The sequence below is a fragment of the Sporichthyaceae bacterium genome (genome assembly GCA_036269075.1).
Classification (GTDB): domain Bacteria; phylum Actinomycetota; class Actinomycetes; order Sporichthyales; family Sporichthyaceae; genus DASQPJ01.
On record DATASX010000015.1, the window covers coordinates 31,296 to 44,666 of the forward strand.

Genomic DNA, 13,371 nt, shown 5'->3' on the forward strand with positions numbered 1-13,371 from the left:
GGTGTCCGTCGTGGACACCCGTGACGAGCTTCTCGAGCTGATCAAGTCCCGCGCCGTCGTGCACGGTCGGGTGACGTTGTCCTCCGGTGCGGAGGCCGAGTACTACGTCGACCTGCGCCGCGTCACGCTGGACGGGCAGGCCGCTCCGCTGGTCGGCCAGGTGATGCTGGACGCGACCGCGCACCTGAACTACGACGCCGTCGGCGGGCTGACGCTCGGCGCCGACCCGGTCGCCACCGCGATGCTGCACGCGGCCGCGGCCTCCGGGCGCACGCTGGACGCGTTCGTGGTCCGCAAGGAGGGCAAGGCTCACGGGTTGCAGCGGCGCATCGAGGGCCCGGATGTGACGGGCCGTCAGGTTCTGGCTGTGGAGGACACCTCGACCACCGGCGGGTCGGTGCTCACCGCCGTGGAGGCGCTGCGCGAGGCCGGCGCCGAGGTCGTCGGCGTCGCGGTGATCGTGGACCGAGGCGCCGGGGCGAAGATCGAGGCCGCGGGCCTGCCCTACGTGGCGGCCTATCAGCGGTCCGACCTCGGCCTGGGCTGAGCGTGCCTCGGTTCCGCCCGGTGGTGCTGGCGGCGCTCGGCGCGTTGCTGAGCGGCTGCGGCGGATCCGGGCCGAGCACCGCGGGCGTACCGGCGACGACCGAGGCGACGGCGGCCCCGAGCGCCGTTGCGAGCCCGAGCGCATCCGCCGACCCACGGGATGCGCTGTCCGGATCCATCCTCGCCGAGGGCAGCAGCTACCGGGACGCGGCCGGGGAGACGAGCTTCCGCTCCCCCACCCAGAACATCGGCTGCACCGTGGGCGCGGCGACCGTGTCCTGCCAGATCGCGACGTTCAGCTACCGGACCACCCCGAGCCAGTGCCACGGCAACGGGAACTGGGGCTCGACGATCGACCTGGGTGCGGCGGCCGAGTTCGTCTGCGCCACCGATGCCGTCGCCTCCGGCGCCAAGCAGTTGGCGTACGGGCAACGGTTGGCGAAGGGCCACATGGCCTGCGTCAGCCGTCCCGACGGGGTGACCTGCCTGAACCGGGACAGCGGGCACGGCTTCCGCGTCGCCCAGCGCGAGTACGTGTTCTTCTGAGCCCCGTGACCGACGATGAGGTTGACGACGAGCCCGACGACACCGGTCCGGACGAGGTCGGCGTCGGCCCGCACCCGGAACCGTGGCCGGACGACGACCGCCTCGACCCGGCGCTGCTGGCCGGCGGCGATCGACGCAACGTCGTCGACCGGTACCGCTACTGGCGCCGGGACGCGGTCGTGGCGGATTTGGATCTGCAGCGGCACCCGTTCCACATCGCGATCGAGAACTGGCAGCACGACTTCAACATCGGCTCGGTGGTGCGGACCGCGAACGCGTTCCTGGCCGCGCAGGTGCACATCGTCGGACGGCGCCGCTGGAACCGGCGCGGGGCGATGGTCACCGACCGCTACCAGCACGTCCGGCACCACGCCGACGTCGGCGAGCTGACCGCCTGGGCGGCCGCGGCGGACCTGCCGCTGCTCGGCATCGACAACCTGCCCGGCGCGGTGCCGCTGGAGAGCTACGACCTGCCGGAGCGGTGCGTGCTGCTGTTCGGCCAGGAGGGGCCCGGTCTGTCGGAGCCGGCCCGCGCGGCCTGCGGCGCTGTCCTGTCGATCGCCCAGTACGGTTCGACCCGGTCGATCAACGCCGGTGCCGCCGCGGCGATCGCCATGCACTCATGGGTACGACGGCACCGATTCGGGCAGACCCCGTGGGGATGACGCGCCCACCACCTGGGGAATACTGCAAACGCGTCATTGCCGCCCGAGGAGGTATCCGCGATGCCCATCGCGACCGTCGAGGTATACGCCGAGATGCTAGATCGAGCGAAGGCCGGAGCGTTCGCCTATCCGGCGATCAACGTTTCGTCCTCGCAGACCCTGAACGCGGCCCTGGCGGGCTTTGCCGAGGCGGGCAGCGACGGCATCATCCAGGTCTCCACCGGCGGCGCGGAGTACCTGTCGGGGCCGACGAAGAAGCACATGGTCACCGGCTCCGTGGCGTTCGCCGAGTTCGCGCACGAGGTCGCCAAGCAGTACCCGGTGAACATCGGGCTGCACACCGACCACTGCCCGAAGGACAAGCTCGACGGGTTCATGCGGCCGCTGGTAGCGATCTCCACCCAGCGCGTCGCGCGCGGACAGGAGCCGCTGTTCCAGTCGCACATGTGGGACGGTTCGGCGGTCCCGCTGGACGAGAACATCGAGATCGCTGTGGAGCTGCTCGCGTTGTGCAAGGCCGCCAAGGTCGTGATGGAGGCCGAGATCGGTGTCGTCGGCGGCGAGGAGGACGGTGTCGAGGGCGGCGGCGGCGCCCAGCTGTACACGACCGCCGAGGACGCCCTGGCCACCGCCGAGGCGCTGGGCACCGGCGAGAACGGCCGCTACCTGCTGGCCGCGACCTTCGGCAACGTGCACGGCGTCTACAAGCCGGGCAACGTGAAGCTGCGCCCGGTGATCCTGAAGGAGATCCAGGAAGCGGTCGGGGCGAAGGTCGGCAAGTACCACCCGTTCGACCTGGTGTTCCACGGCGGCTCGGGCTCGCTGCTGTCGGAGATCCACGAGGCGCTGGACTTCGGCGTGGTCAAGATGAACGTCGACACCGACACGCAGTACGCCTACACCCGCGCGGTGGCCGGGCACATGTTCGTCAACTACGACGGTGTGCTGAAGGTCGACGGTGAGGTCGGCTCGAAGAAGACCTACGACCCGCGCGCGTGGGGCAAGACCGCGGAGGCGTCGATGGCGGCCCGCGTCGTCGAGGCCTGCCAGGCGTTGCGCTCGGCAGGAACGTCGCTGAGCTCGTGACGCTACGCCAGGTCGCCGGCCGGGCTGCCGCACGGTCCCTGCTCGCAGTCTGCGTCCTGGCCTCCTCCGGGTGCGGCAGCGCCGGTTCGGCGCACGCCGAGCCCTCGATCGGTGCCGCACCGCCCGGTGAGGTGGCCGCCACCCTCGCGCCGACGATCCCGCCGGACAACGAGTTCCTCGGGTCCAGCCGCATCGACAGCTCGAAGTTCACCGACGAGGCGGGCTTCGTCAGCTTCACGACCCCGACGCACAACGTGGCGTGCACTGTTGCGACTGCCACCGTGCCGTCGGTGACCTGCCAACCCAGCTCGGTCGGCTACTCGGTCAAGGAGCACGGCAGCTGCCCGTCCGGCAGCGGGACCTGGGGCGACACCGTCGCGCTCACCAAGTCTGCGACCTGGTCGTGCACCGCCGACAAGATCGCGACCACGAGCGTGCTGGGCTACGGCGCCCGCATCGACACCCAGGACTTCAGTTGCGTCAGCCGCCCGGACGGGGTCACCTGCCACGACGCGGCCACCGACCACGGCTTCCGGATCGCGCCCGGCTTCTACACGCTCTTCTGAGGAGCGTGCCCGGACGCGGCCGGGGCAGAATTGGACTGTGATCGGGTTTCCCACGGCTGAGATCGGCGTCGAGGCGATACGGCGGCTGCATGCCTTCGGCGGCGTCGACATCCAGCGTGGGCTGCGCGACTCGGAGTTCGCCATGATCACCGCGCGGTACGGGTTCGAGTTCGCGCCGGACCACCGGGCCTTCCTGGTCGGCGGTCTGCCCACCGGGGCGGGTTGGCCCGACTGGCGCAGCGTCGACCACCGCGCGCTGCGCGACCAGTTGGCCTGGCCGGTCGAGGGGATGCTGTTCGACGTCGAACACAAGGGCTACTGGCACCCCTCCTGGGGCGAGCGGCCCACCGACCTGCCGGACGCCCTGGCGGTGGCCGGCGCGGCGCTGGTGCGGGCGCCGCAGATGGTGCCGCTACGGGGCAACCGCTACCTGCCCGCCGGGGCGGACCGCGCCGGCCATCCGGTGCTGGCGATGTTCCGTACCGACGTCGGCACCGCCGGGGCGGACCTGGCCGACTGGGTCACCCAGGAGTTCGGCGACGCCCCGGCGCCGGACAAGACCGCCACGGCCACCGTCGAGTTCTGGGGCAGCCTGCTCTGAGCGCAGGAGGCGTCAGATCACTCCGCTCGGCTCACTTCCAGGTATGGATCACCGACTGGTTCGGGTCCGGCTGGAAGCCGTTCGGGGTTCCGTCGGGGTTGGAGACAGTGTTGGTCGACGTGTACTTGTACATGAACTCCCGACCCTGTCCGTAGTCGTGGTTCCAGTCGTTGCCGGTGCGCTCCGAGGGCAGGTAACTGAACCGCTGGTCCAACGAGGCGTCCGAACTCCACACCGTGCCGTTGTCCCATTCGGCAATCATCCGGTCGCGGGTCAGATTCGGCCCGACGGCCTTTCCGGCCTGCTCGAAGATGTTCACCGCGACGTAGTCGGCCTGCACGATGTGGTGGTTCAGACCGCGATTGCCGCGGGCGTACTTCTCCATCGTGGCGATGAATTCCGGACCCCACAGCTTGTACGTGGTGTTGGTCCAGTAGCGGCCGACCGGCCACTGCCCGAACAGCGAACCGAGAACCTCGGCAGCCAGATGGTTTCCGGAGATTCCCTTCGGCGGGTAGTAGCCCTGCTGCGCGGCCTCGACCATGAATTTCGCCATCGTGGCCGGGTTGATGACGTAGTGGATGATGTGGTCCGGGTTCGCGGCCCGGAACGCCAGCACGTAGGCCGACATCGAGGTCTCCGAGATGGAGACGTCGGCTCGCTTGACCATCTTGGCGCCGGAGGCGTCGACGATCCGCTGGACGTAGTTGCAGGCCAGCTGCATCTCCGGTGAGGTCAGGCAGATCAGCCCGTAGGTCTTGGGCTTGATCACGTCCACGACCCAGTGCGCACCGGCCATCGCCTCGTGAATCATCGACATGTGGGTGGGGAACATGAACGGGTCCTGCCACTCGGTCTGCGAGTACGCCCACAGCCCGAACCCGGGCAGGTGATACTGCGCCAGGTCGTCGTGGACCGAGGCGCTGCCCCAACTGGATACTCCGAGCAACGCGAAGATCTTGTCGACCCCGACCAACTTCTTGATGCAGGCCTTCGTCCGCGAGACCTCACCGGGGCCGTCGTCGCAGTCGGTCAACGTCATGCGTCGGCCCAGGACCCCGCCGCGGTCGTTGACCGCCTCCATCGACGCGCGGATGCCACGCACCAACGGGTCCACCAGCACGTTGCCGAGGGCCATGCCGTGCATCGACACCGTGCCCATCTTGATCGAGTCCTTGGTGATCCCGACGTCCGTGGCGCCGTTCTTCTGGTTGTAGACCTGCTGGTCCTGCGCCTTCGCACCGGCCGACTCGGTGGATTTCACCTGGGTCCCGCCGGTAGCGGGTTTCGCCGCCGGTGCGGCGGCCGGGGCGCTCTTGCCCGATTTCGTGGTCGCCGACGTGGTCCGGGCGGTGCCCTTCACCGCGGTGCTCGGGGCGGTCACGGGGGCGGCGGCCTTCGTGGCCGACGCCGGTGCCTTCGCGGCTGACTGTGCCTTCGCGGTGGCCGGTGCCGGTGCCACAACCGGTGCGTGCGGGGCCGGTGCGGCGGCAGGCGCAGGCGCCTGAGCCGCTGTGGTGGTCGAGGATCCGCTGGAGCCGCAAGCGGAAACCAGCAGCGCCACGGCCGCGCCGACCGGCAGGGCCAGCGCCGCCCGCCGAGTTCGGATTGATGACATTGCGCCTCTCCTTGGGGCCATGACGAGCCGAAATTTCCCGACCCCATGGCTATACAACCCGTCAGATGAACGAATCGGGACAAAACGAACGACCCCCGGGCGATGCCCGGGGGTCGTTCGGGACTTCAGAGGTTCAGTTCGTACGCGGCCGACCGCGATCGATCACTTCCAAGTGTGGATCACGAACTGGCTCGAGTCCGGCTGGAAGCCGTTCGAGGAGCCGTCCGGGTTCGAGCGGGTGTTCTGGTCGACGTACTTGTAGATGAACTCCCGGCCCTGGCCCATCTCGTGGTCCCAGTTGTTGCCGGTGCGCTCGGCGGACACGTAGCTGAACCGCTGGTCCAGTGAGGCATCGGACTTCCAGACCGTGCCGTTGTCCAACTGGGCGATTAGTCGGTCGCGGGTCAGGTTCACCCCGACCGCCTTCGCGGCCTCGGCGAAGATGTTGATGCCGACATACCCGGCCTGAACGATGTGGTGGTTCGCACCGTCGTTGGCCCGCGCGTACTTGTGCATCGTCGCGATGAACTCCGGACCCCACAGCTTGTACGTGGTGTTGGTCCAGTACCGACCGACCGGCCACTGACCGAACAGCGAGCCGAGGACCTCGCCGGCGAGGTGGTTCCCGGAGATGCCCTTGGGCGGGTAGTAGTCCTGCTGCTGGGACTCGACCATGAACTTCACGACCGTGGCCGGGTTGATCACGTAGTGGATGATGTGCTCCGGGTTCGCGGCCCGGAACGACAACACGTAGGCCGACATCGAGGTCTCCGAGATCGAGACGTCAGCGCGCTTCACGAGCTTCGAGCCCGAGGCGTCCATGACCTTCGAGACCTCGTTGCAGGCCAGCTGCATCTCCGGCGACGTCAGGCAGATCAGCCCGTAGGTCTTGGGCTTGATCGTGTCCACCGCCCAGTGCGCACCGGCCATCGCCTCGTGAATCATCGACATGTGCGTCGGGAACATGAACGGGTCCTGCCACTCCGTCTGGGAGTAGGCCCAGGCCCCGACGTAGGGCAGGTGCTGCTGCTGCAGGTCGTCGTGGATCGAGGCCGTGGCCCAGTCCACCGCGGAGACCAGCGAGAAGATGTGGTCCTCGCCGGCCAGCTTCTTGATGCAGGACTTGGCGCGGGCGACCTCGCCCGGGCCGTCGTCGCAGTCCACTATCGACAGCCGGCGGCCGAGCACACCACCGCGGTCGTTGATCGCTGACGCGGCGGCGAGGTTGCCGCGCACCATCGGCAGCACGACGAGGTTGCCCAGCGCCATGCCGTGCATGTTCACCGAGCCGAGCTTGATCTCGTTCTTGGTGACGCCCTGGTCGGTCGCGCCCTGCTTCTGGTCGTAGATCTGCTGGTTCGCCGCGGAGTTGTCCGACTTGACCGAGGACAGCGAATCGACCGCCGACGGCCCGGCCTTGGCGGCCGCGGCAGTGCCGGCCGGCTTCGACTCGGTGCTCGTGGTGGTCTTGGCCGCGCCCTTGGCCGCGACCTGCTTCGGGGCCGAAGCGCTCACCGTCGTGGACTTGGACTCGGTCGCCGCCGCGGCAGTGGTGCCGCTTTCGGGCGTGGTCCTCGCGGCAGCCGGGGCGGCCGCAGGCGCCACCGGCACCGCCGCCGGCGCGACTGGCGCGGCCGCCTGGGCCGCGGTGACCGATCCGGATCCATTGGATCCGCAGGCCGAGACAAGCAGGGCCAGGCTGGCGCACACCGGGACCGCGAGCACCACCCGCCGAGATCGAGAGCTGGTCAAGGTTCACTCCTTCGACCCTACGGGCGCTCGGGATGCGAGCCCGTCGGGAGAGTCGGCCGCGTTCGGGCGACCTATGCATCGTCAGAAACCTTAATTTTTCCCAAGATTCTGCATGACGGTGACGAAACGCACAATACGTGTCGAGTCAGACCCCCGCGGGCCCGTCCACACCCCCTGCTCGCGGGGCCCCGACGGGTGGTTGACTCTGCCGAACGCGTCGCGCCGCGACCGGGCCGGAGGTCTGGAATGGACAAGTCCGCGATCGACAACATCCTGCTCAGCGCGGTGGACGCGGGCCAGGTGCCGAACGTCGTCGCCGTCGCCGCCGACCGCGGCGGGGTGCGCTACCGCGGATCGGCAGGCACCCGGGTCGCCACCGACCCGGACAGCGGGCCGGTCGGGGCGGACACGGTGTTCCGGATCGCGTCGATGACCAAACCGCTGGTCAGTATCGCGGCGCTGCAGCAGGTCGAGCGCGGCCTGCTGAACCTGGCTGCCCCGGTCGCCGAGTACCTGCCGGAGTTCGACGAACTGCAGGTGCTGACCGGCTTCGACGGCGACACCCCGGTGTTCCGGCCGCCGGCGACCCAGGCGACCGTGGAGAACCTGATCTGCCACACCACCGGCTTGACCTACGACTTCTTCAGCGCCGACCAGCAGCGCTGGATGGAGGTCACCGGCACGCCGTCGCTGTTCGCCGGGAGCGGCTCGATCTTCAAGTCGCCGCTGATGTTCGATCCGGGCGAGCGCTGGTCCTACGGCATCAACATCGACTGGCTGGGCCGGGTGGTCGAGGCCACCAGCGGCCTGAGCCTGGACAAGTACCTCGAGGTCAACCTCACCGGGCCGTTGGGCATGGACTCCGCCACGTTCCAGCTCACCGAGGCGCAGCGCGCCGAGGCGGTGCCCGTGCACATGGCCCCGTCCGGGTCGTGGGAGCCGACCCCGCTGGAGCTGCCCGAGACCCCGGACTGGTGGGCCGGCGGGCACGGCCTGTCCTGCACGCCGAACGACTACCTGCGCTTCCTGCGGATGCTGCTCAACGACGGCACCCTCGACGGGGTCAGCGTGGTCTCGCCCGGCTCGGTCGCCAGTGCCTTCCGCGACCACATCGCTCCGCTGACCTTCCCCGAGGCGATCCCGGCACACGACCGGAACCTGGTCTCGGACTTCGTCCTGGGCCCGGGTTGGACTTGGGGCCACGGGTTCCTGCTGAACACCTTCGACCTGCCCGGGATGCGGTCGGCGTTCAGCGGAGCCTGGTCCGGGATCTTCAACACGCACTTCTGGGTGGACCCGACCGCCGGGGTGGCCGGGGCCTTGTTCACCCAATGCCTGCCGTTCGGGACGCCGGACGTCCTGGGCCTCTGCATGGGTTTCGAGGCCGCGGTCTACGCCTGACGCCGACGGCGGGAAGAAATCCGGGCCGGGGCCTAAAGCCTGGGCCCGCCGAGGCCGAGACTCTGGGTGCAAGCGTCGCAGGGACCCCCACCCCGAGGCGCCCGAACCCCGAGAAGTCACCCTCCCCCAGAGAATCGCAGTCGGCGCGGGAACTCCCCGCTCCCGCGCCGGACCCACCGCAGCACTGGACGTCACCCGCCCCCTGGGTCGACGCCCGACCGAACGCCGAAGGCCCCGGGTGTACGCACACACCCGGGGCCTCGGCCGTTGTGACGGCCGATACGACCCCACTACGTTGGATCGGCCGTTCGGGTACGGGTCGAGGGAGGCAGCGATGAAGGTCTCGATGTTCCACCTGATGCCCCACCGGGAACTGCCCGAGGATTTCACCGATCGGTACAAGTCGGTGTGGGTGACCCCGCCGTGGCACGAGTTGGCCGACGCGGAGCGGGTCGGACAGTTCTACAACTGGACGATCGACGAGCTGATCCACGGTGCCGAGATGGGCTTCGACGGGATCTGCGTCAACGAGCACCACCAGAACGCGTACGGGTTCATGCCGAACCCGAACATCATGGGCTCGATCCTCGCGCGGGCGACCAATCAGCTCGACGTCGCGATCGTGCAGATGGGTTCGACGCTGCCGAGCACGCAGCCGGCGATCCGCATCGCCGAGGAGTACGCGATGCTCGACTGCATCTCCGGTGGCCGGCTGGTGGCCGGCATGCCGGCGGGTACGTCGATGGACGCCAACCAGTGCATGGGCATCCCGCCGATCGAGCAGCGCGACCGCTACTACGAGGCTCACGACCTGATCCTGAAGGCCTGGCAGTCGAAGGAGACCTTCGCCTGGAACGGCCGCTACCTGCAGCTGCCCTCGGTCAACATCTGGCCCCGGCCGATCCAGACCCCGTACCCGCCGGTGTGGATCCCCGGCCTGGGTTCGCTGTCCACCTGGAAGTTCGCGGCCAAGCACAACCACAACTACTGCATGCTCAGCTTCTTCGGCAGCCAGATCGGCAAGCGGGTCATGGACGGCTTCTGGGAGTTCGCCGACCGCGAGGGCCTCGACCGCAATCCCTACCGGGCCGGGTTCGCCCAGCTCGTGTGCGTCGCGGACACCGACGCGGCGGCCGAGAAGCTGTTCAGCAAGCACATCCGCTACTTCTTCGACAAGTGCATGCACGTGCCGATGCCGTGGTGGGGCCTGCCCGGCCACCAGGACTACGCCAGCCTGGCCAACGGGATCCGCACCGGCGCGGCGCTGAAGACAGCAGAGGTACTGGCGAACTTCAAGAACTACTCGTACAAGGATTTCGTCGACAAGGACATCGTGATCGCGGGTAGCCCGGCGACAGTGCGGGACAAGCTGGCCGGTGCGATCGAGGACCTGCGCGTCGGCAACCTGATGATCCTTCAGCACATTGGCTCGATGCCGCACGAGCTGACCAAGGACTCCATCTCGCTGTTCTGCGCCGACGTGCTGCCCAAGCTGCGCGACATCTGGGACGGCGAGGGCTGGGTCAATCACTGGTGGCCCGAGAAACTGCGCAGCCAGCGGATCGTCTGAGCGCCGCTCCATATCAGCTGAGAGGGGTCGGGAATGCCGCACCGGGATGTCGTTGACGTCGAGGTCTGGGGCAGCCAGGTCCGCACGCAGGTGCTGGTCGGCGGCGACGGCCCGCCGCTGCTGTACCTGCACGCGATCCTGGGGTTGGCCTGGGATCCGTTCCTGGACTCGCTGGCGGAGCACCACACGGTCTACGCCCCGTACCTGCCCGGAACCGCGCCCGGCGACCCGGACAGCCACAAGGCGATCGAGGACCTCGCGGATCTGACGCTGGTCTACGACGAGATCGCCGAAGCCCTCGGCATCGGATCGGCGCCGGTGGTCGGGCACTCCTTCGGCGGCATGCTGGCCACCGAACTGGCCGCGACGTTCCCCAGCCGGGTCAGCAAGCTCGTGACGATCTGCCCGATCGGCTTGTGGACCGAGGGCCGGGTCTGGTCCAACCCGTACCTGCTGGAGCTGCCCGAGTTGGCCGCCAAGTGCTTCGCCGACCCGACCGGGCCGGTGGCCGCGGCGGCGCTGGCCATGCCCACGGACCCGGAGGCGGCGGCCGAGGCGATGATCGCCATCCACTGGGCGATGGGGGTGACCGGTAAGTACTGGTGGCCGATCCCGGACCGCGGGCTGAGCAAGCGCATCCATCGGGTCACCGCCCCGACGCTGGTGATCTGGGGCGAGCAGGACGCGCTGGTCGACCCCGCCTACGCGGCCGACTTCCAGCGCCTGATCCGCGACTGCCGGGTCGAGATGCTCTCGGCGGCGGCCCACGTGCCACAGCTCGAACGGCTCGACGCGGTCGCCCCACTGGTGGCCGAGTTCCTCGGCTGACCTGAGGCCCACCCTCCCGCGACCCGGGGCGCCGGCCAGAACTTGCCCATTCACAACGAATGCGCCCTTTATTCAGTTCCGAGCCGCCGGCAGCATGTTCGGGGCCACCCGGCCGGCGAAGGAGTTCTGCGCGCGTGTACGAGCAAGGCTGGAGCGCCCGGACCCGACGGGTGGCAGGGCGTGCCACGAGCGTGGCTGCGATCGCGCTGGCGTTGAGTTCCTGCGGCTCCGGCGGCAGCGGTGATGCGACGCTGAACGCGGCCGTCCCCGCCGCGCCCGTGGTCACCCCGGCGGCGACCGAAACCCCTTCGGCGACGCCGGCGGCGACCGAAACAGCCACCGAGACTCCGCCGCACGCCGCTGCCGAAGCCCCCGCACCGACGCACCCGACCGAGGCATCGGCGCCGAAGCCGACCCCGACGCCCAAGCCGTCGTACCCGCCGGGCGGCAACATCGTCGCGTTCGGCGACTCGGTGCCGGCGGGCGTCCACTGCTCGTGCACGAACTTCGTCGACTACTACGCGAACCTGGTCACCGAGAAGGTGCAGAAGAAGTACACGACCGACAACTTCGCAGTGAGCGGTTCGCGCAGCGGCGACGTGGTCAACCTGCTGGCCCAGGCCAAGGTGCAGAGCGCTCTGAAGACCGCGACCACCGTGCTGATCATGACCGGCGCCAACGACTACAACGACGCGTTCGACCAGGCCAGCCTGGGGGCCGACTTCTCGAAGCTGTACCCGAACGTGGCGACCGCCGTGCAGGACAACGTCACCACCGCGGTGCAGAAGATCCAGGCACTCAACGCGGCCGCGCACGTCGTGGTGCTGGACTACTGGGCCTCGATGGAGGACGGCGCGGTCGCCTCGAAGGACTACGACAAGACCGCGATGACCGCCTCGCTGGCCTGTACCGCCTCGACCAACGCGGCCCTGGCCCTGGCAGCGAAGGCCACCAACGCGACCTACGTCTCGACCTTGACAGCCTTCAAGGGGTCCAAGGGTACGAAGGACGACACCGACCTGCTGGCCTCCGACGGCGACCACCCGGACGCCGCCGGCCACGCCCTGATCGCCCGCACCATCGCCGCGGTGTTCCCGAAGGGCTGAGCCGGCCCCTTTTACATCTTCTGTCAGCCGCCCGTGAGCTCGGCGGCGACCAGCTCGGCGATCTGGGCGGTGTTGAGCGCAGCGCCCTTACGGAGGTTGTCGCCGCAGAGGAACAGGTCGAGGGAGTGTGGGTCGTCCAACGAGCGACGGACCCGGCCGACCCAGGTCGGGTCGGTGCCGACGACGTCGGCCGGGGTCGGGAACTCCCCGTGGGCCGGGTCGTCGACCAGGATCACGCCGGGGGCGTCGGACAGGATCTGCTGGGCCTTGGCCTGCGAGACCTCGTGGCCGAATGTCGCGTGCACGGCCAGTGAGTGCGTGGTGATGACCGGGACCCGCACGCAGGTCGCCGAGACCCGCAGCCCGGGCAGGCCGAGGATCTTGCGGGACTCGTTGCGGACCTTCATCTCCTCCGAGGACCAGCCGTCCTCCTTCAGCGACCCGGCCCACGGGACCACGTTCAGTGCCAGCGGCGCCGGGAACGGCCCGAAGTCGCCGACAGCACTGCGCAGATCGCCCGGGTGGGTGCCGAGGTTCGAGCCGGCGACCTTGGTCAGCTGGTCGCGCAGCGCGTCGATGCCGGCCTGACCGGCCCCGGAGGCGGCCTGGTAGGAGGCCACGACCAACGACTCGAGCCCGAACTCCGCGTGCAGGGCGCCGATCGCGACGATCATCGACAGCGTCGTGCAGTTCGGGTTCGCGATGATCCCCCGGGGCCGCTTGCGGGCCGCCGCCGGGTTCACCTCGGGGACGACCAACGGCACGTCCGGGTCCATCCGGAACGCCCCGGAGTTGTCGACCGCGATCGCGCCGCGATCGGCCGCGATCGGCGCCCACTGCGCGGAGACCTCGTCGGGCACGTCGAACATCGCGATGTCGACGCCGTCGAAGCATTCCGGCGTCAGCGCCTGAACCTCGACCTCCTCGCCGCGGACGGTCAGGCGCTTGCCGGCCGACCGCGCCGAGGCGATCAGCCGGATCTCGCCCCAGACGTCCTCGCGGGTGGAGAGCAGTTCGAGCATCACCGAACCGACGGCACCGGTCGCGCCGATCACGGCCAGGGTGGGCTTCCTGTTGCTCACCGGT

At 69.3% G+C, this 13,371-nt stretch carries 13 protein-coding genes; 10 read left to right on the forward strand and 3 right to left on the reverse strand.

Going from position 1 to position 13,371, the window contains the following annotated elements; all coding sequences use genetic code 11:
- Nucleotides 1–10: 10 nt before the first annotated feature.
- Genes pyrE through VHU88_02555 form a run of 6 tightly spaced genes read left to right on the forward strand, consistent with a single transcriptional unit; the run spans nucleotide 11 to nucleotide 4,010 of the window.
- Nucleotides 11–547, forward strand: coding sequence for an orotate phosphoribosyltransferase (gene pyrE / locus VHU88_02530; protein HEX3610541.1), 537 nt, complete (start codon nucleotides 11–13; stop codon nucleotides 545–547).
- 2 nt (nucleotides 548–549) lie between these two features.
- Nucleotides 550–1,092 (forward strand): hypothetical protein, encoded by a 543-nt coding sequence (locus tag VHU88_02535; GenBank protein ID HEX3610542.1) that lies wholly within the window; start codon nucleotides 550–552, stop codon nucleotides 1,090–1,092.
- 5 nt (nucleotides 1,093–1,097) lie between these two features.
- Complete coding sequence (locus VHU88_02540; GenBank protein HEX3610543.1) at nucleotides 1,098–1,757, forward strand: TrmH family RNA methyltransferase; 660 nt, start codon at nucleotides 1,098–1,100, stop codon at nucleotides 1,755–1,757.
- Nucleotides 1,758–1,817: 60 nt separating this feature from the next.
- Nucleotides 1,818–2,843: a class II fructose-bisphosphate aldolase gene (gene fbaA, locus VHU88_02545; protein ID HEX3610544.1), complete on the forward strand. Its 1,026-nt coding sequence runs from the start codon at nucleotides 1,818–1,820 to the stop codon at nucleotides 2,841–2,843.
- Complete coding sequence (locus VHU88_02550; GenBank protein HEX3610545.1) at nucleotides 2,840–3,409, forward strand: hypothetical protein; 570 nt, start codon at nucleotides 2,840–2,842, stop codon at nucleotides 3,407–3,409. Before fbaA ends, VHU88_02550 begins: the two co-directional genes overlap by 4 nt.
- 37 nt (nucleotides 3,410–3,446) lie before the next feature.
- Entirely contained in the window at nucleotides 3,447–4,010 is a 564-nt protein-coding gene (locus VHU88_02555) for a hypothetical protein (GenBank protein HEX3610546.1), read from the forward strand.
- A 31-nt stretch (nucleotides 4,011–4,041) separates the two neighbouring features.
- Here the strand turns inward: VHU88_02555 and VHU88_02560 are convergent, their stop codons facing one another.
- Nucleotides 4,042–5,628 carry an ABC transporter substrate-binding protein gene (locus VHU88_02560; protein HEX3610547.1) on the reverse strand — a complete coding sequence of 529 codons (1,587 nt, stop codon included), beginning with the start codon at nucleotides 5,626–5,628 and terminating at the stop codon, nucleotides 4,042–4,044.
- Nucleotides 5,629–5,790: 162 nt separating this feature from the next.
- Nucleotides 5,791–7,380, reverse strand: coding sequence for an ABC transporter substrate-binding protein (locus tag VHU88_02565; protein ID HEX3610548.1), 1,590 nt, complete (start codon nucleotides 7,378–7,380; stop codon nucleotides 5,791–5,793).
- A gap of 246 nt (nucleotides 7,381–7,626) precedes the next feature.
- Here VHU88_02565 and VHU88_02570 point away from each other — a divergent pair, with 246 nt between their 5' ends.
- From VHU88_02570 to VHU88_02585, 4 genes are all read left to right on the forward strand, one after another.
- Entirely contained in the window at nucleotides 7,627–8,781 is a 1,155-nt protein-coding gene (locus tag VHU88_02570; protein HEX3610549.1) for a serine hydrolase domain-containing protein, read from the forward strand.
- 334 nt (nucleotides 8,782–9,115) lie between these two features.
- Nucleotides 9,116–10,351 carry an LLM class flavin-dependent oxidoreductase gene (locus VHU88_02575; GenBank protein ID HEX3610550.1) on the forward strand — a complete coding sequence of 412 codons (1,236 nt, stop codon included), beginning with the start codon at nucleotides 9,116–9,118 and terminating at the stop codon, nucleotides 10,349–10,351.
- A gap of 33 nt (nucleotides 10,352–10,384) precedes the next feature.
- Nucleotides 10,385–11,179 carry an alpha/beta hydrolase gene (locus tag VHU88_02580; protein ID HEX3610551.1) on the forward strand — a complete coding sequence of 265 codons (795 nt, stop codon included), beginning with the start codon at nucleotides 10,385–10,387 and terminating at the stop codon, nucleotides 11,177–11,179.
- A 134-nt stretch (nucleotides 11,180–11,313) separates the two neighbouring features.
- Complete coding sequence (locus tag VHU88_02585; protein HEX3610552.1) at nucleotides 11,314–12,285, forward strand: SGNH/GDSL hydrolase family protein; 972 nt, start codon at nucleotides 11,314–11,316, stop codon at nucleotides 12,283–12,285.
- A 23-nt stretch (nucleotides 12,286–12,308) separates the two neighbouring features.
- Here the strand turns inward: VHU88_02585 and VHU88_02590 are convergent, their stop codons facing one another.
- Nucleotides 12,309–13,367, reverse strand: coding sequence for an aspartate-semialdehyde dehydrogenase (locus VHU88_02590; GenBank protein HEX3610553.1), 1,059 nt, complete (start codon nucleotides 13,365–13,367; stop codon nucleotides 12,309–12,311).
- Nucleotides 13,368–13,371 lie beyond the last annotated feature (4 nt).